The 15,596-nt window shown below is 73.7% G+C and carries 19 protein-coding genes; 7 read left to right on the top strand and 12 right to left on the bottom strand.

The window, feature by feature from the left end:
* Window positions 1-17: 17 nt before the first annotated feature.
* Window positions 18-878 carry an alpha/beta hydrolase family protein gene (locus tag DFJ68_RS14755; protein WP_245963676.1) on the bottom strand — a complete coding sequence of 287 codons (861 nt, stop codon included), beginning with the start codon at window positions 876-878 and terminating at the stop codon, window positions 18-20.
* Here DFJ68_RS14755 and DFJ68_RS18835 point away from each other — a divergent pair.
* Window positions 859-1,275: a hypothetical protein gene (locus DFJ68_RS18835; protein WP_245963675.1), complete on the top strand. Its 417-nt coding sequence runs from the start codon at window positions 859-861 to the stop codon at window positions 1,273-1,275. The two genes, DFJ68_RS14755 and DFJ68_RS18835, sit on opposite strands and share 20 nt — an antisense overlap.
* Window positions 1,276-1,349: 74 nt before the next feature.
* Window positions 1,350-1,910 carry a dihydrofolate reductase family protein gene (locus tag DFJ68_RS14750; protein ID WP_121035412.1) on the top strand — a complete coding sequence of 187 codons (561 nt, stop codon included), beginning with the start codon at window positions 1,350-1,352 and terminating at the stop codon, window positions 1,908-1,910.
* Here DFJ68_RS14750 and DFJ68_RS14745 read toward each other — a convergent pair.
* On the bottom strand, window positions 1,892-3,034 hold the full coding sequence (locus tag DFJ68_RS14745) for a glycoside hydrolase family 76 protein (RefSeq protein WP_245963674.1): 1,143 nt from the start codon (window positions 3,032-3,034) through the stop codon (window positions 1,892-1,894). The two genes, DFJ68_RS14750 and DFJ68_RS14745, sit on opposite strands and share 19 nt — an antisense overlap.
* 121 nt (window positions 3,035-3,155) lie before the next feature.
* On the opposite strand from DFJ68_RS14745, the gene DFJ68_RS14740 reads away from it, so the two are divergent.
* Together DFJ68_RS14740 and DFJ68_RS14735 are read left to right on the top strand one after the other, a co-directional pair.
* Window positions 3,156-3,557: a DUF2500 domain-containing protein gene (locus DFJ68_RS14740; protein WP_245963673.1), complete on the top strand. Its 402-nt coding sequence runs from the start codon at window positions 3,156-3,158 to the stop codon at window positions 3,555-3,557.
* Between the two features lie 164 nt (window positions 3,558-3,721).
* Complete coding sequence (locus DFJ68_RS14735) at window positions 3,722-3,925, top strand: hypothetical protein (protein ID WP_147431608.1); 204 nt, start codon at window positions 3,722-3,724, stop codon at window positions 3,923-3,925.
* A 2-nt stretch (window positions 3,926-3,927) separates the two neighbouring features.
* Here DFJ68_RS14735 and DFJ68_RS14730 read toward each other — a convergent pair whose 3' ends face one another.
* Window positions 3,928-4,359: an SRPBCC family protein gene (locus DFJ68_RS14730; RefSeq protein ID WP_121034385.1), complete on the bottom strand. Its 432-nt coding sequence runs from the start codon at window positions 4,357-4,359 to the stop codon at window positions 3,928-3,930.
* Window positions 4,360-4,908: 549 nt separating this feature from the next.
* On the opposite strand from DFJ68_RS14730, the gene DFJ68_RS14725 reads away from it, so the two are divergent.
* Complete coding sequence (locus DFJ68_RS14725; protein ID WP_121034384.1) at window positions 4,909-5,787, top strand: CHAD domain-containing protein; 879 nt, start codon at window positions 4,909-4,911, stop codon at window positions 5,785-5,787.
* Window positions 5,788-5,804: 17 nt separating this feature from the next.
* On the opposite strand, the gene DFJ68_RS14720 is transcribed toward DFJ68_RS14725, so the two are convergent.
* From DFJ68_RS14720 to DFJ68_RS14695, 6 genes are all read right to left on the bottom strand, one after another.
* A complete protein-coding gene (locus tag DFJ68_RS14720; protein WP_245963672.1) occupies window positions 5,805-6,281 on the bottom strand; it encodes a DUF4385 domain-containing protein in 477 nt (158 codons plus the stop codon).
* 121 nt (window positions 6,282-6,402) lie between these two features.
* Window positions 6,403-7,839 (bottom strand): APC family permease, encoded by a 1,437-nt coding sequence (locus DFJ68_RS14715; RefSeq protein WP_121034382.1) that lies wholly within the window; start codon window positions 7,837-7,839, stop codon window positions 6,403-6,405.
* On the bottom strand, window positions 7,836-9,485 hold the full coding sequence (locus tag DFJ68_RS14710) for an amidohydrolase (RefSeq protein ID WP_121034381.1): 1,650 nt from the start codon (window positions 9,483-9,485) through the stop codon (window positions 7,836-7,838). The genes DFJ68_RS14715 and DFJ68_RS14710 overlap by 4 nt, the downstream gene beginning before the upstream one ends.
* Window positions 9,482-10,372, bottom strand: a complete 891-nt coding sequence (locus tag DFJ68_RS14705; RefSeq protein WP_121034379.1) for a carbon-nitrogen hydrolase family protein — start codon at window positions 10,370-10,372, stop codon at window positions 9,482-9,484. Before DFJ68_RS14705 ends, DFJ68_RS14710 begins: the two co-directional genes overlap by 4 nt.
* Window positions 10,373-10,634: 262 nt before the next feature.
* Window positions 10,635-10,862, bottom strand: coding sequence for a DUF4287 domain-containing protein (locus tag DFJ68_RS14700; RefSeq protein ID WP_121035411.1), 228 nt, complete (start codon window positions 10,860-10,862; stop codon window positions 10,635-10,637).
* Window positions 10,863-10,999: 137 nt separating this feature from the next.
* Entirely contained in the window at window positions 11,000-11,281 is a 282-nt protein-coding gene (locus DFJ68_RS14695) for a DUF427 domain-containing protein (protein ID WP_121034377.1), read from the bottom strand.
* 166 nt (window positions 11,282-11,447) lie between these two features.
* Here DFJ68_RS14695 and DFJ68_RS14690 point away from each other — a divergent pair, with 166 nt between their 5' ends.
* Window positions 11,448-11,903, top strand: coding sequence for a hypothetical protein (locus DFJ68_RS14690; RefSeq protein WP_211333377.1), 456 nt, complete (start codon window positions 11,448-11,450; stop codon window positions 11,901-11,903).
* A 30-nt stretch (window positions 11,904-11,933) separates the two neighbouring features.
* Here DFJ68_RS14690 and DFJ68_RS14685 read toward each other — a convergent pair whose 3' ends face one another.
* On the bottom strand, window positions 11,934-13,022 hold the full coding sequence (locus DFJ68_RS14685; RefSeq protein WP_121034373.1) for a DNA glycosylase AlkZ-like family protein: 1,089 nt from the start codon (window positions 13,020-13,022) through the stop codon (window positions 11,934-11,936).
* Window positions 13,023-13,127: 105 nt separating this feature from the next.
* On the opposite strand from DFJ68_RS14685, the gene DFJ68_RS14680 reads away from it, so the two are divergent.
* Entirely contained in the window at window positions 13,128-13,622 is a 495-nt protein-coding gene (locus DFJ68_RS14680; protein ID WP_147431607.1) for a DUF1772 domain-containing protein, read from the top strand.
* Here the strand turns inward: DFJ68_RS14680 and DFJ68_RS14675 are convergent.
* Together DFJ68_RS14675 and DFJ68_RS14670 are read right to left on the bottom strand one after the other, a co-directional pair.
* A complete protein-coding gene (locus DFJ68_RS14675) occupies window positions 13,600-14,829 on the bottom strand; it encodes a lycopene cyclase family protein (protein WP_121034369.1) in 1,230 nt (409 codons plus the stop codon). The genes DFJ68_RS14680 and DFJ68_RS14675 overlap by 23 nt on opposite strands.
* Window positions 14,826-15,494 (bottom strand): TetR/AcrR family transcriptional regulator, encoded by a 669-nt coding sequence (locus DFJ68_RS14670; RefSeq protein WP_121034367.1) that lies wholly within the window; start codon window positions 15,492-15,494, stop codon window positions 14,826-14,828. The genes DFJ68_RS14675 and DFJ68_RS14670 overlap by 4 nt, the downstream gene beginning before the upstream one ends.
* Between the last annotated feature and the right edge of the window lie 102 nt (window positions 15,495-15,596).

Here is a 15,596-nt window from a genome sequence, read left to right as displayed (position 1 = left end):
CCACCTCGCAACGGGACTCAGCCCATGGCGTCCGCGATGAAGGCCTCCGAACGTCGGATGGACAGCGGCCACTGCGCCACCATCGTGTGCCGCTGCCCCGGGTAGACGTGGTAGGTCACGGGCTTGCCGGCCTTCTTCAGCGCCGCCACAGTCTCCTCACTCCAGGCGATGGGGCAGTCCTCGTCGGCCGTCCCGTGGTGGATCATGAGCGGCTCGGTGATGCGCGAGAAGTACGTGCGCGGGCTGACGGCGGCCCAGTTGCGCGGCTGGTCCTCCGGCGTGCCGATCTGCTTGATGATGCGCGCCGCTGCGCCGGACCGCTCGTCGTCGCCGCGCGTCCACTTGTCGAAGTTGTCGACGGTGTCCGAGCTGACCGGCGCGTAGGCGACTGCCGCCTTGAACAGGCCGGGCTTGACGACGAGCGCGTTGTAGACGACGCCCCCGCCCATCGACCGTCCGATGAGGGCGATGCGGTCGGGGTCGACGCGCGAGTCCTTCTGCAGCGCCAGCGCGGCCGTGATGGCGTCCTCTGTGTACCCCAGCCGCAGGTTGCCCTCGGCGTCCGGGTCCTTGCTCGACTGCGCGTGGTTGCGGTAGTCGATGTGCAGCGTCACGTAGCCCTGCCGGGCGAGGTAGTCACGCTCGCGCAGCATCGTCTCGCCGTTGGTGTACTCGTCGACGTCGACGTACCCGTGGGCGAGCACCACCGCCGGGAAGGGCCCGTCGCCGCGCGGGATGTTGATGCGCCCCGAGATGGTCAGCCCGTTGCCGCGGTAGGTGGCGTAGTACTGGCGGTACGCCGACGTGCTGCCGCGCTCGGTGCCGAGCCTGAGGTCGCCACCGGTGTACGTCTTGTCGATGAGCGCCTGGATCGACACCGGGTTGGCCGCCGGTCGGCTGGCCGGGGCGGTTGTGCTGGGCGTCGTGCTGGGTGTCGCCGACGTGGTTGAGGTGGCCGAGGGGGTGGATGCCGGGGCGCTCGTCGCGCCGGACGGCCCGGAGGCGCCGGGCGGGGTGGCGGTCGCCGAAGCCACCGGGCCGGAGACCGTGTCGGTCCTGCCCGCGACCGGGTCGGCCGACGAGCAGGCGGCGACGAGCGCGACGGCGAGCCCGGCGGTGACACCTGCACGTAGCGAGCGAGACGCGGGTCGGCGCGTGGGGAGGGCGGCAGGGACGATGGATGCGGGTCGGCGACGCATCACTCAGTCTCACCCGGCCACCCGGCATCCACCAGCGGCCGGCGACGCCCCGCCCACGATGGCAACCGTTTCGTGACCCGCGGTCGAGTCCGTGCCACAGTGGTCGGGCCGGGCCGCGCGGGCCGACGGCGACTCGACGAGGAGGCACCGGTGGGACGTCTCGTGTACTCGGCCATCGCCTCGCTCGACGGCTACGTCAACGACGCGGGCGGGGGGTTCGAGTGGGCGATGCCGGGTGACGACCTCTTCGCCTTCGTGCTCGAGCGGGAGCGGCCGCGCACCACCTACCTCTACGGCCGGCGCATGTACGAGACCATGGCGGTCTGGGAGGAGTGGGCGCAGGACGAGTCCGAGACCGAGGCCACCCGCGACTTCGGGCGCATGTGGAGCGCGGCCGAGAAGGTCGTCTGGTCGCGCACGCTCGAGGGGGTCACGACGTCCCGCACCCGGCTCGAGCGTGAGTTCGACCCCGCCGCGGTGCGCCGGCTCGTCGACGCGGCCCCGGGCGACGTCTCGATCGGTGGTGCCACCCTCGCCCACGAGGCGCTGCGGGCCGGCATCGTCGACGACCTCGAGGTGTACGCCGTGCCCGCGGTGGTCGGCGGGGGGACGCCCACGCTGCCGACCGGCATCCGCCTCGACCTCGAGCTCGTCGAGACCGCGCGCTTCGAGCAGGGCGCGACGTTCGCGGCCTACCGCGTGCTGGGCTGAGCGCGCAGCGCCGCCTGCGCCTCGAACGTCATCCACGCCTGCAGCTGGGTCGAGAGCTCGACCGTCGACCCGGGGGGCTGTGACGCAGCGACCGGCACGACGGGGTCGGGCGAGAAGACGAGCCGGGGGTCGTCGTCGCTGCGCGGACCGTGCCCCCACCACAGGGCGTCGGCCGTGTCGTCGACGAGCGTCGTTGCGGCAGAACGGGTCTCGGCGGTGAGGCCGGGGTGCTGCGCGGCGAGTGCGAGGTACCGCACGAGGATGCCGGTGAACAGCCCGCCGTCGCCGTCACCGTGGGTGCGCAAGGGGCGCCCCCGCGAACCGGGCGGACCCGCGGTGGTGAGGTGGTCACGACAGGCGGCGACGAGGTGGGTGGCACGCTCAAGGCTGGTGGCGTCCGCGAGCGTGACGAGCGTGCCGAGCACCGTGCCCTGGTTGTACGTGTAGACGTCGGTGACCATGCGCTCGGTGCGGGCCGGTCCGTCGAGCCGGATGCCGTCGAGGAAGAGCCCGCGCTCACCGTCGAGCAGGCGGTCGTAGAGCCAGTCGACGAGCGACCGGGCCGCGGCGGTGTCACCGAGGCGGGCGAGGTGCAGGGCCGCCGGGCCGGTGGCCGGCGTGTTCTTGAAGTCGCGGCGGGTGCTCCAGAAGAGTCCTCCGCCGAGGTCGTCGGTCATCGCCGAGCGCAGCTGCGTCGTCAGCACCCGCTCGGCGGTGCGCAGGCGCCGGGTGCCGGGGCGGTCGAGCGCGGCCCGGAGCAGCCGCAGGCGGTCGACGGCGAGGGCGAGCCAGGCCATGTCGTCGTAGAGGTGGTTGGTGAAGCGCAGCACGTTGCGCACCCGGATCGTGCCGACGAGCCGGTGGCCCAGCCGCGCTCGACGGTCGGCCCCCTCACGGTCACCGGCGCGCAGGGCCCGCAGGCCGGCATCCACGACGGCGTCGAGGTAGTGGGCCTGCCACCAGTAGTTCCACGACCCGCCGACGAAGGGAGGGGCGGGGTGCGACACCTGGGCGAGGTGGGTGCCCGGCACGCCGAGCAGCCGGCCGGTGAACTGGCTCGTGACGGCCGCCTCGGCGCTCGCGGCCCGGGCCTCCGGGGTGGTCGGGGCGGGCGCTGGGGTCACGACGACGACGCTACCGGCGAGGCCCGCACCGGGGAGGCCCGGCTGTGGAACACTTCGCGACCACCGGGCATCGAAGGTGAGCCCGGGCCGACCTCGCGGCCACCCGACGAAGGAGCCTCCCGTGCCCGACCCTCTCGACGAGTCGCCGTTCTCGCAGTCGATGATGTCCGGTCCGCCGACGGTGTTCGTCGTGGTCTTCGTCCTCATCGCGCTCACCGCGGTCACGGTCATCACGCTGGCCGTCGTCAGAGGGGTGCGCGGGTGGCGGCGCGACAACGCCGCGCCGGTGCAGACGCAGGTGGTGCGCGTCGTGGCCAAGCGCACCGACGTGTCAGGAGGCGGTGGCGACCGACGCGCCCGCACCGGCTACTTCGCCACGTTCGAGACGCCGACCGGTGGGCGCACCGAGCTCGCCGTGCCGGGCCGTGAGTTCGGGCTGCTGGCCGAGGGCGACGTCGGCAGCCTGACCTCGCAGGGCACGCGCTTCCGCGGCTTCGCCCGGACGAGCATCGCCAGCCAGTAGCAGGCGCCGTCTGCCTCGGGTGCACCCCTGACGGACGGGGGCGACGCCTACGGCCGGCCGCACACCGCCCGCGCTGTGCGCCAGTCCCCGACGTGTGTGGACGTCCCGGGCGTGGGCGGCTGACGGTGCCGCCAGGCCCGACCCGCCGCGACTACGCTGCCGCCATGGCCGAACCCACCCCGTCGCCGTTCTGGGCCAAGGTCGTGGCCACCATCACCGGCTGCGCCGCGATCGGTGCGCTCGTCGGGCTGCTCGGCGGCGCGCTCACCGGCAACGTCGGTCGCGGGCTGGCGGCCGGCGTCGTGGCCGGAGCCGTCGTGGCCGCCGGCCTCGTCGTCTGGCAGGGTGAGCGCCTCCGGGGGCCCTGACCTCAGCGGCGGGTGAGCACCCGGGTGAGGTTCTCCTGCACCTCGTCGCCCAGCTTCTCGAAGATGACCTTCATGGCCGGCGTCGCGAGCTTGGAGACGCCGTGCATCTCGAGGTCGGCGTGGTAGGTGACCTCGCTGCCCGTGCCCGACGGCTGCACCGTGATCGTGTCGGTCGACGTGGCTCCCTTGTTGCGCCCGACCAGCACGACGCGGTCGGGCGTGACCTCGACCAGCTCGTACGTCAGCTCGGTCGTGAAGCCGGCGATCTTCGAGACGTTGTGCCACGTCGTGCCGACCCCGACGGGGCCGGAGCCCTCCTGGGTGCACGACTGCGTGCCCGGGTCCCACTCCGTCGCGTTGGAGAAGTCCTTGAGGTAGTCGAGCACCTGCTGCGGCTCGGCCTCCACCTGGAAACAACGTGAGACGACGGGCATGGCGACCTCCTGGGCGCGGGTGCGTGGACAGGGGAGCCATACCCGTCGCCCCGGCCGCCCGACCACCGGTGCCGTGACGGACGCGGCCGCCCCCGACCCGCGCGGGGCGGGGGCGGCCGACGCCCCGGGCTCAGGCGGCCCCGGCCCGGTGCGTGCTCGCGCCGGGGGTCAGGGGCCCGGGGTTGAACGCCCACAGCGTCCAGCCGTCGACCCAGCCGATGAGGTGGCGGACTCGGTTCATCTCGATCTCCCTTGCAGCGGTGTCCCCCAGCCGGGTCGGCCGGGCGTGGTCGTGCGAGGGCGCGTCGTCGCGACCTGTCGGCGGCGGCCGTCGTGGTCGCCGCCCTCCTGATGGTGACCCACCGAGGTCAAAGCGCGGTGAGAGCGCGGTGAACGGCGTGTTTCGGCGCGACCCGTCGGGCGTGCCGGGTGGGGGGCTGGCGGGGTGCCGGGTCGGATGCGGGGTCTGGTGCCGAGTCGGATGCCGGTGGGCACCAGCGTGGGCACGAGCCGGGATGCCGGTGGGCCGGCACCGGGTACGAGGTGCCCATGCGCGACGGTGCGGACGCTCCTGCCGGCGACCTGCTGCGCCAGCGGCTGCGCGAGCAGCGGGACCGGGTCGAGGCCGCCGACGCGGCTCTCCGCGCCGGCGACGACCCCGAGGCGCTGCACGACCTGCGCGTGGCGATGCGTCGGGTGCGCACCGCCCTGGCCACCTTCCGGCCGCTGCTCGACCGCAGCGTCACCGAGCCGCTCCGTGATGAGCTGCGACACGTCTCCGGCGAGCTCGGTCGGGCGCGTGACCACGAGGTCGTCGTCGAACGGCTCGAGGCCCTGCTCGCCGACGAGCCGGAGGCCCTCGTGCGAGGCCCGGTCGCCGAGCGTCTCGCGTCGCTCACCCGCACGGCAAGGTCCGAGGGCGGCGCAGAGGTCGAGGCGACCCTGGCGGGGACGCGGTACGCCGCGGCCCTGACCCTGCTCGGCGTCGTCGCCGACGACCCGCCCCTCACCGACGCGGCGACCCGCCCCGGCCGACGCTTCGAGAAGCGTCGCCTCGCCCGGGAGGTGGCCCGTGTCGTCGAACGGTCCGACGCCGCGGTCGCGCTGGGTGACGAGCACGCCCGCGGCGAGGCCCTGCACGACGCGCGCAAGGCTGCCAAGCGCCTGCGCTACGCGGCAGAGGCGATGACCCCCGCTCTCCCCACGCGCTCCCGCCGCCTGGCCCGGCGCGCCACGGCGCTCCAGCAGCGGCTCGGCGACCACCACGACGCCCTCGTGACCCGGGACGTCCTGCTCGCGACGGCCGCCGAGGCCGACGCGGCGGGCGAGCCGTCGTTCACCTACGGCCGCTGGCACGCCCTCGAGGGCGTCCGGGCCGCCGATCTCGAGGCGCAGGCCCGCGACGAGGTCGACCGGCTCCGCGGCTGAGCACCGCGCCGCCGGGGTCAGCCGTGCCGTCGACGGTGCGCCTCGCGGAGGTCGGTGTACTCGGTGACCTGCTCCACGGCATCCCACGCGGCCTTGAAGACACGCGCGGACTCCGCCTTGACCGGGTCCTCGGGCCCGCGCGGCAGCTCGCGTCGACCGTGGGCACCGCTCTGCCCCTTGCGATCCGCCGGCACCGGGCCGTCGTACTTCTTGCCGCCGGGGTGGTTGGCGTAGCGCCGCGATCGCGTGTAGCCCATCTGCAGGTACTTCCGCGCCATGTCGGCCCCGACGAGGTCACCGGCCGCGAGGTACTCGTCGAAGCGGGCGCGGAGGGCCGCGACGCTCTCGCGCGCGAGCTCGGGCGTCTTGAAGCGCCACAGGGGAAGCAGCTCGCCCTTGTACGGCTGCACCGTGAGCACGCCCTGCTCGCCGCGCGCCACCCGGTAGAGCTCGGGGTGCGCTCGCACGTCGGGCTGCTCGCTCTCGTCGCTCACGCCGCCATCCTGCCCCGCCGACGGGCCGGGCGGCATCCGGTCGTCGTTCTCGCGGTCGAGGCGGTCGAGGCGGTCGAGGCGGTCGAGGCGGTCGAGGCGGTCGAGGTGGCCGACGCGGGGGTCAGTGGCGCGGGATGGCGCCCTCGGCCTGCTCGCTGAACTCCACCTCGGGCGGGCGACGGCGGAAGCCCTTCGTCAGCACCGCCAGCCAGACGACGCCGACGGCGAGCCAGGCGAGGCCGGTCCAGAGAGCCGTGCTGCTGAGGGAGGTCCAGAGCCAGAGGATGAGGGCGAACCCGACGACGGGCGCGACGAGGTAGCGCAGGGCGGCGCCGCCTCCGCGCTCGTGACGGTCGACCCAGTACGTCTTGACGACGGAGAGGTTGACGACCGAGAACGCGAACAGGGCCCCGAAGCTGACGAGGCTGGCCAGGGTGGCGAGGCTGATCAGCTCGGCGGCGAGGGAGATGACCGAGACGATGGCGATGGCGAGCACGGGCGTGCGGAAGCGCGGGTGCAGCGTGCCGAGCACCTTCGGGAAGACCCCGTCGCGGCCCATCGTGTACATGATGCGGGTCACGGAGGCCTGCGACGTCAGGGCCGAGCCGAACGCGCCGGCGACGTAGGCGGCGGTGAAGAACGTCGACAGGAACTGCCCGCCGACCTTGACCATGACGTCGAGTGAGCCGGAGTCGGCGACCTCGAACGTCGTCGCCGGGTAGGCCGCCTGCGACAGCCAGCTGAGGATGATGAACAGGATGCCGCCGCCGACCGTCACGCTGACGATGGCGCGGGGGATGTCACGGCGCGGGTTCTCCGCCTCCTCGGCCATCGTCGACACGGCGTCGAAGCCGAGGAACGACAGGGCGAGCACGGCCGCGCCGGCGAAGACCGCGCCGTTGCCGGTGACGCTGCCGTCGCCGGTGAACGGGGCGAGCAGGTCGACCGGCTGGCCGGCGATGGTCTTCACGGCGAGGGCGACGAAGAGCACGATGAAGACGGCCTGCGCGGCGATGATCGCGACGTTGACGTTGGCGATGGTCGTGATGCCGACGACGTTGAGCACCGTCACGAGGGCGATGGCGATGAGCGCCCACACGCCGATCGGCACGCCCGGGAACTGGGCGTTGAGGTAGATCCCGATGACGAGGTAGTTGAGCATCGGCAGGAAGAGGTAGTCGAGCAGCAGCGCCCACCCGGAGAGGAAGCCGGCGTGCCCGCCGAACGCCTTGCTCGTGTAGGTGTAGGCCGAGCCCGAGACGGGGTAGGCGCGCACCATCGCGGCGTACGAGAACGCCGTGAACGCCATGGCCAAGAGCGTGACGACGTAGGCGGTGGCGAGGCGCCCGCCGGTCTGCTCGGTGACGAGGCCGTACGTCGTGAAGACCGTGAGCGGCACGAGGTAGACGAGGCCGAAGAGGGTGAGCGCGGGCAGGCGCAGCGCACGCTTCAGGGTCGTGTCGCGGTCGAGGATGCCGCGGTCGACGGTGCCGTGGTCGCTGGCCTCCCCGGGGTGGCCGGCGCCGCCGTCGTGCCTGCCGCCCGTGTGCTCGCTCATGGCTGTCCTTCCGTCGCGGAGTGGATGCGTCTGCCCGCGAGCCAGGTGCTCGTGACGGCCAGGGTGTCGAGGTCGCGAGGGTGCGCCACCGTGCGCGGGTCGCCCGAGAGGACGACGAGGTCGGCGTCGTCGCCCGGGCGGAGGGTGCCCGCGCGGCGGAAGGCCTGGTGGGCGGTGCCGGAGGTGTAGGCGGCGAGGGCGTGCTCGACCCGGAGCCGCTCGTGCGGGGTCCAGCCGGCGGCGGGTTCGCGCTCGTCGGTCTGGCGGCTGCAGGCGACGGCGACCCCCTCGAGCGGGGCCGCCGACGAGACCGGCCAGTCGGAGCCGAACGAGAGCCGGGCGCCGTGGCCGAGCAGTGACGCGAGCGGGTACTGCGTCGCCGCACGGCGGTCTCCGAGGCGCGGGACGGTGAGCACGTTCATGAGCGAGTCGAGCTGGGCCCACAGCGGTTCGGCGTTCGCCACGACACCGAGCTCGTGGAAGCGCTCACGGTCTGCGGGGTCGACGAGCTGGACGTGGGCGAGCACCGCCCGGCGGTCGCGGTCGCCGTTGACACGCCGGGCGTGCTCGACGGCGTCGAGCCCGACGCGCACGGCGTCGTCGCCGATGGTGTGGATGTGCGGCTGGAAGCCGTGGGCGTCGACCGCGGCGACGGCCTCGGCGAGCTGCTCGGGGCTCCACACGAGCATGCCGCGGCTGTCGGGCTCGGTCGTGTACGGCTCGAGCAGAGCCGCCGTCGCGTTCTCGACGACGCCGTCGGCGAAGAACTTCACCGTGTTCGCGGTGAGCCTCGGACGGCCGAGGGCCTGCACGCGGGCCCGTCCCTCCAGCAGGACGCCGAGGTCGCCGGGCCACCGGCGCGGGTCGGCGTAGAGGGCGAGGTTGAAGCGGATCGGCAACCGATCCTGTTCTGCCGCGGCGAGGTAGGCGTCGAGCTGCTCGGGCTCGACCCACGCGTCCTGCACCCACGTCAGCCCGAGCGAAGCGTAGTGCCGGCCCGCGCGCTCGAGGGCGCCGACCTGGGCCTCGACGGTGCGCGGCGGCATGACGGCGGTGACGAGGTCGACCGCGCCCCACTCCCGCAGCGTGCCGAGCGGCGACCCGTCGGCCCGGCGGGGCAGCTCGCCGAGCACCGGCGCGGGGGTGTCCGCCGTGATGCCGGCCAGCTCGAGAGCCCGGCTGTTGACCCACGCCGTGTGGTAGTCCCAGGCCCGCAGGAAGACGGGGCGGTCGGGCACCGCGGCGTCGAGCCAGCGGGCGTCGAAGAGACCGTCGGGGGCGAGGCTCGACTCGTACGAGGCCCCGACGACCCACTCGTCGTCGGGATGTGCGGCGGCGTAGCGGGCCACCTCGGCGACGATGCCGTCGACGCTCGTCTGGGCGCGCACCTGCGGGCCGTCGCTCTCGAGGCCGCCGAAGAGCGGGTGGGCGTGGCCGTCGGCGAACGCCGGCATGACGAACCGCCCTGCCACGTCGACGAACTCGGCGTCATGAGCGCGACCCCACTCGACGGCATCCTCGTCGAGGGCCAGGACGCGACCGTCGTGCACGGCGACGGCGTGGTGGTCGAGGTCGTCGCCGGGTGACCACACGACGCCCCCGTGCAGCACGGTGCCGGAGGGCTCGGGTGGCCGGACGACACTCACTCCATATCGGTGTCCGACGGGGTGCTGCGGCGGGGCGGGCGAGGCGTCACGAGGTCTTCGTAGAGCTCGGGGCGCCGGTCGGTCAAGTAGGGGTTCGCCCGCTGGGCGTCGGCGACAGCGCCGAGGTCGACGTCGGCGACGACGAGCTGCTCGTCGTCGGGCCCGGCCACGGCGAGCGGGCGCCCGTCGGGTCCGACGACGACGCTGCGGCCGACGTAGTGGGTCTCGCCCTCCCGGCCACAGTGGTTGGCGTACGCGATCGCGATCTGGTTCTCCCACGCGCGCACGGGCACGACCTGCTCGCAGACGATCTCGAACGGTCGCATGTTGGCGGTGGGCACGGCGAGCAGCTGCGCGCCGACGAGCGCCGCGGCCCGCACTCCCTCGGCGAACTCGACGTCGTAGCAGATCATCGTGGCGACCCGGATGCCGTCGAGCTCGGTCATCGCGAAGGGCTCACTGCCTGGGGTGAACCGGCTGCGGTCGAGGTCGCCGAAGAGGTGGGCCTTGCGGTGGGTCGCTCGCACCGTGCCGTCGCGGTCGACGACGACCGACGCGTTGACGTGGTGTGGGCCGTGGTGCGGTCCGTGGTCCGGCGGCGCGGCGAGGGCGAGCCCCACGACGAGGGCGATACCGACGTCGCGGGCGACCGCCGCCACCCGGTCGACGTCGTCGTCGCGGGTGAGGCCGTCGAGCTCGCCGACGTCGTAGCCGGTCAGGGTGAGCTCGGGGGTGACGAGGAGGGCGGCCCCCTGGTGGCGGGCCTCCTCGGCGACGGCGCGCAGCCGGGCCAGGTTGGTGTCGGGGTCGCGCGGCGTGGGGTGGAACTGCCAGACGGCGACCTTGACGACGCCCGGCCGCGGGTCGTGCTGCTCGTCCTGCGCCATGCCCCGATGCTGCCAGTGCCGCCGGCCCGGCGGGGGTCCGGCGCGACGCCTTCTGTGATGCCGGAGGCGCCTTCTTCGCTCCTGCGTGATGCCAGACGGGACGAGCACGCCGCGTCTCGCATCACACAAGCAGCCCGACACCGCGGCTGGCATCACACAGGGCGGGGCGGCCTCGTGTCCGGCACCTGCGACCGCTCAGGGATGTCGATCGCGCGACCGGATGCGCGTTCGGCACCCCCGTCACGTCGGGGGTGCCGATCGGTCAGGCGCCGCCCTTGAGCACGTGCGCCACGACGGCGGTGGCGTGACCGTGGCCCAGCCCGTGCTCGGTCTTGAGCCACGTCACGAGCTCGCCATGCTTCGTCGTGCCTGCCTCGCGCCGGGCCGAGACCAGAGAGATCCAGTGCGCCACGGGCTGCCCGTACCGCTTCTCGATGGACGGGAAGTACGAGGCCGGGCCCTTGACGCCGTCGGTCGGGGTGCTGCTCATGATGTCTCCTCGGGTCTGGGGCGCGCCGACGATGCCGACGCTCACCCTGTCGTCGAACGAGCGGGCCCGGTCTCGACACGCGATCGGTCACGTTCTCGCCGCGCCCGCCCACCGGCATCCGGCCGTCGCGGACGTCGTCACTCGGTGACGTCGACACCCTTCCAGAAGGCGACGCGGTTCTCGATCTCGGCCGCGGCGTTCTTGGGCTGCGGGTAGTACCAGGCGGCGTCGCGGTTCGTCTGGCCGTCGACGGACAGCGTGAGGTACGAGGCCTCACCCTTCCACGGGCAGGTGGTGTGCGTGTCGCTGTCGACGAGCACGTCCTCACGCACCGAGGAGCGGGGGAAGTAGTGGTTGCCCTCGACCACCACGGTGTCGTCGCTCTCGGCGATGACCGTGTCGTTCCAGACTGCGCGCATGGTGTCTCTCCTTCGTCGCCCGGGCGGGTGACCCACCCTCGAGGATGCCGGTCGGCTCCCTTCCCTGCACAACGACGGAGGGCGCCCGATCCTTCCGGACGGAGGGCCGTCGTCACCGCTGTCTGGCAGCGTGGACCCGACGACGCGCGAGCAGGACGGAGAGCTGATGGAGACCGACGACGACTCATACGGCACGGGGGCGCCGGTGCATCCCGCCTTCGCGGCGCACTTCACCGACCCGCTCTACGACGACCCGGCCGGCGAGTTCGCGCCGTTCGGGTCGGACGAGGGGGCCGACCTGCTCGCCGAGTGGTCGGACCGCCCCGGCGACCTCCGGGAGGACTCGACGCTGCGCCGCCTCCTCGCGGAGGCGTTCACCGACCCGTCCGACCTCGACGACGTCCTCGGCGGTCTGGCGCGGCCCACCGACGACGACGCCGGTGACGACGTGGACACGGCCACCATGGTCGTGGGAGCCGGCTTCACCCTGCTGCGGCTGACCGGCCAGGTCGACGACGAGGGTCGGGAGCTCGTGCTCGCCGGGCTGCGGGTGCTCACCGACGTCTACGGGGCGCACCGCGAGTTCGAGGTGATGCGCCGCGACCTCGAGTCGTTCGCCTGAACGCCGAGCCGCGACCGACGCCGCCGAGGGTCAGGCCCGGACGACCGCGACCCCGAGCCAGGCGGCGAGGTCGGCGATCTCGCGGTCGATGTCGGCGCGCACTCGCTTCGTGAACGGGACGTCCTCGTGCACCGCGTCGACGACGAGGGTCCCGGCCTTGCGGTCGGCCCGGGCGTCGAGCTTCCCGACGAGCCGGTCGTGGTGCAGGATCGGCAGCGCGAAGTAGCCCCACCGCCGCTTCTCCTTCGGCTTGTACATCTCGAGGACGTACTCGAAACCGAACAGCTGCTGGGCCCGCACCCGGTCGTGGATGAGCCGGTCGAACGGGCTGAGCAGCGCTGTGCGGCCACGGAACCCGCCCAGCTCGAGGTACTCGGGATGCACCCGCCACGTACCCGGGACGCCCTCCACCTCGGCCGGCTCACCGGCATCCCCGACGTAGGGGTCCTCGCCCGGCATGACGGTGCCGGTCGAGCGGGCGATGCCCAATGCGGTCAGCCGACGGGCGTTGCGGTGGCGTACCGCCTCGTCGAGGGTGAGGCGCGGCCGGCCCGGTGGGTGAACCCGCTCGGGCAGGTCGAAAAGGCGCTGGCGGCCCTGGCGACCCGAGATGGCGACGTCGCCGCGGAGCGCGAGTGCCTCGAGCATCTTCGTCACGTTGCGGTTGTTGGTCCACCCAGTCGACGGCCACGGCTCGACGCACGTGTCGGGGATGTCGCGCGACAGCAGCGGACCCTCCGCCTCGAGCCGGGCGAGGACGTCTCGCCGGAACGGCTCGTTGACGGCGAGCCAGCGCGCCATCTGCGGGTACGGCTCCGTCTCGCGCACCTCGGCGATGGCGGCCGGCACGTCGTCGGGCACCCGCACGTAGGCCACGGTCTCGACGAGCGTGCGGTCGCGCTCGAGCGCGGCGACGAGGTCGGCCGGGTCGTAGGCGCGACCGAGCCGGCTCCACAGCACGAGGTCGGCGTTCGGGGCGATGGCCGCCGTCGGGTCGATCTGCAGCAGCGTGAGGCGCTCGACCACATCGACGAGATCGGTCGGCCGCGGCAGGTCGAGCCACTGCGCGTGCACCGCGATGCGGCGCGCCTGCTCGAGGCTCAGCCGGTGCACCACCATGCCGCGAGGATAGTGCGACCCCTTGACGGGTGGGCCGGTGCGGGTCGACGCTCGGCCGGTGCCACGGTCCCGCGTGGGTCGGGCCGAGACCGGGAGGAGGGCGTCGTGCTCGTCGTGTCTGCGGCCGTCTCGCTGCTCGTGGCCGGTCTGCTGGCGGGCGTGCACCTGACCGGCCGGCTCATGCTCGTGCCGCTGCTTCGGTCCTTGCCGTACGAGCGCTACGTACCGGTGAAGCAGCGCCTCGACCACGACGCCCCGCGACTGGCCCGACCGTTGCTGCTCACGGCCCTCGCCGTCACGGCGGTCACGGTGGCCGTCGCCGTCCTGACGCGTTCGACCGCCGGAGCCGTGCCGGGTGTCGCGGCGGTGGCCGCCCTCGTGGCGCTCGTCGTCACCCTGGTCGCCGTGCTGCGCGGTGACCTGCCGATCAACGTCGCGATGGGCGGGTGGGACGTGTCGGACCCGCCCTCGGACTGGGAGCGGACCCGCGCCCGGTGGGAGCACTTCTTCGACATCCGGGTCGTCGCCACCTCGGTCGCGGCGGGCGCGCTGCTGGTCGCGATCGTCGCGGTCGTCGTCAGCGGACGCGCCGCCGGGTGACCGAGGCCGTCGACGGCAGCGCGGGCAGCGCCGACGTCACCGCCACCTTCGTCAGTGACGGCGGCAGCCGCGCCGCCATCGACGCCATCGCGGCCAGCGTGAGCGCCGGGTGCTCCCGGTCGGTGAGGTACCCCCGTTGCAGCGCGGTCGGCAGCCGGAAGAACGCCTCGAAGAACTGCGCCACCCCGTCGGCGGGCAGCCGCAGCAGCGTCGTCAGTCCGATGGCCCGCAGCGCCTGCACGCGTCGCGCCGGGCGCGGCCACACGAGGGCCTCGAGGTCGGATGCCGTGGTGGTGCCGTCCGCGACCGCCGTCGCCACCCGCTCGGCGACGTCGAGAGCCAGCGCCACGCTGTAGCCGGTGGCCGGGTGCATGAGACCGCCCCGGGCACCGAGGCGCAGGGTTGTCGGTCGCCGGCCGCCCGGCATCCGCGCCGTGCTGGTGGGAGTGGTCGGGTCAGCAGGGGCGGCGGGGGCCTCGACGGCGAAGCGCACGTGCTCCTCGCGCTCGTCACCGGTGAGGCGGATGCCGCGGGCGGCCAGGCGGGTGTGCAGGCGGCGGCGCAGCTCGTCGAAGCCGAGGGCGGGACGGCCGACGAGGCACGTCTCCTCGACGAGGACGTGCTCGTCGTCGAGGGGCACGACGTAGAGGAACGAGGGCGGGTCGCCCGGGCCGGTGCCGTTGTCACGCCGCCAGTCCATGAACCACGTCTGCTCGAGCATGGGCGCGCTCGAGCGCGGGAGGACGACGCCGATCGCGGTCTGCTGCGCGAGCGTCGGGTCGGGCCGGCTGCCGCGGGCGTCGACGACGAGGTCGGCGGTGAGGGCCGTGCCGTCGTCGAGGTGCACCCGGTGCGCGTCGGCGTCGAGGACCCGGGCGGCGACGACCCGCGCGCCGCCGAGCGACAGGTGCTGCTGCAGCCCCACGGTGTCGAGCACGCAGTAGCGGCGCGCGAGCTCGTGCTCCGACGTCGCGAAGGCGCGGGCGGGTGACGTCGTCGAGACGACCGTCGGAGGCAGCCACGCCGGCAGCTCGTCGTGCCACGCGGCGTAGGTGGGGCGCCACGGGCGGTCGGGGGCGGTGTCGACGGCGACGACGTCGACGCCGGCGCGGGCGAGCAGGTGCGTGACCGAGCGCCCGGCCGGTCCGAGGCCGAGAACGACGACGGATGCCGTTGTCGCATCTGGCCGCTCGTGGGTCGGGCTCACGCGGGGCGGCCCTCGCGGGGGCGCGGGCTGTCCTTCACGGGTTGCGTCCGGGTTTTCGTCGTGGCCTGAGCCTGGGTCGGCGACTGCGGTGCCGGCGAACCGCCGGCGAGGCCGACGAGCCCGTCGAGGCAGCCACGGACGTGGTCGGTGAGGTCGCGGCCGCCGGAGTCGTCGGTCATCCACTGCTCCCAGCCGACCTTGAAGGCGGCGAGCCCGGCCTCGGCCGCGAGGCTGGCCGCAGGATCGGCGACGCCTTGCCCGCGCAGGGCCTGCGCGATGGTGTCGGCCATCGCCGCCAGCTTGATCAGCTCACGCTCGCGCAGCACGTCGTGGGCGTCGATGACCTGCTGGCGCCGTCGCGAGCGCTCGCGGTCGCCCTGCAGCAGCGCGCAGACGGCGTCGAGGGCGCCCGCGACGAGGGTGAGGGGGGCGACGCCGGGGCGGGTGGAGGTGACGACACCGGTCCGCAGGACGTCGTGCACGTCGACCGGGCCGGCGAAGAGCACCTCGCGCTTGTCGCCGTAGTGGCGGAAGAACGTCCGCTCCGTCAGTCCGGCGCGGTCGGCGATGTCGGCCACCGTCGTCGCGTCGTACCCCCGCTCGAGGAACAGCTCGACCGCGGCGGCCATGAGGCGACCTCGCGCGTCCGGCTCCCAGCGACCCATGAGCGCGAGCCTACCGGCGGGACGACCTGATGACAGCGACTGACATCAGGCGTACGGTGGTCATGTCAGCCACTGACATGACCGTCGGCCCGCTGTCACGCC

Origin of the sequence: Terracoccus luteus, assembly GCF_003635045.1 — a bacterium.
Lineage (GTDB): Bacteria > Actinomycetota > Actinomycetes > Actinomycetales > Dermatophilaceae > Terracoccus > Terracoccus luteus.
Note: the sequence above shows the minus strand (reverse complement) of the source record. Positions and strands in the feature narration are given on the sequence as shown.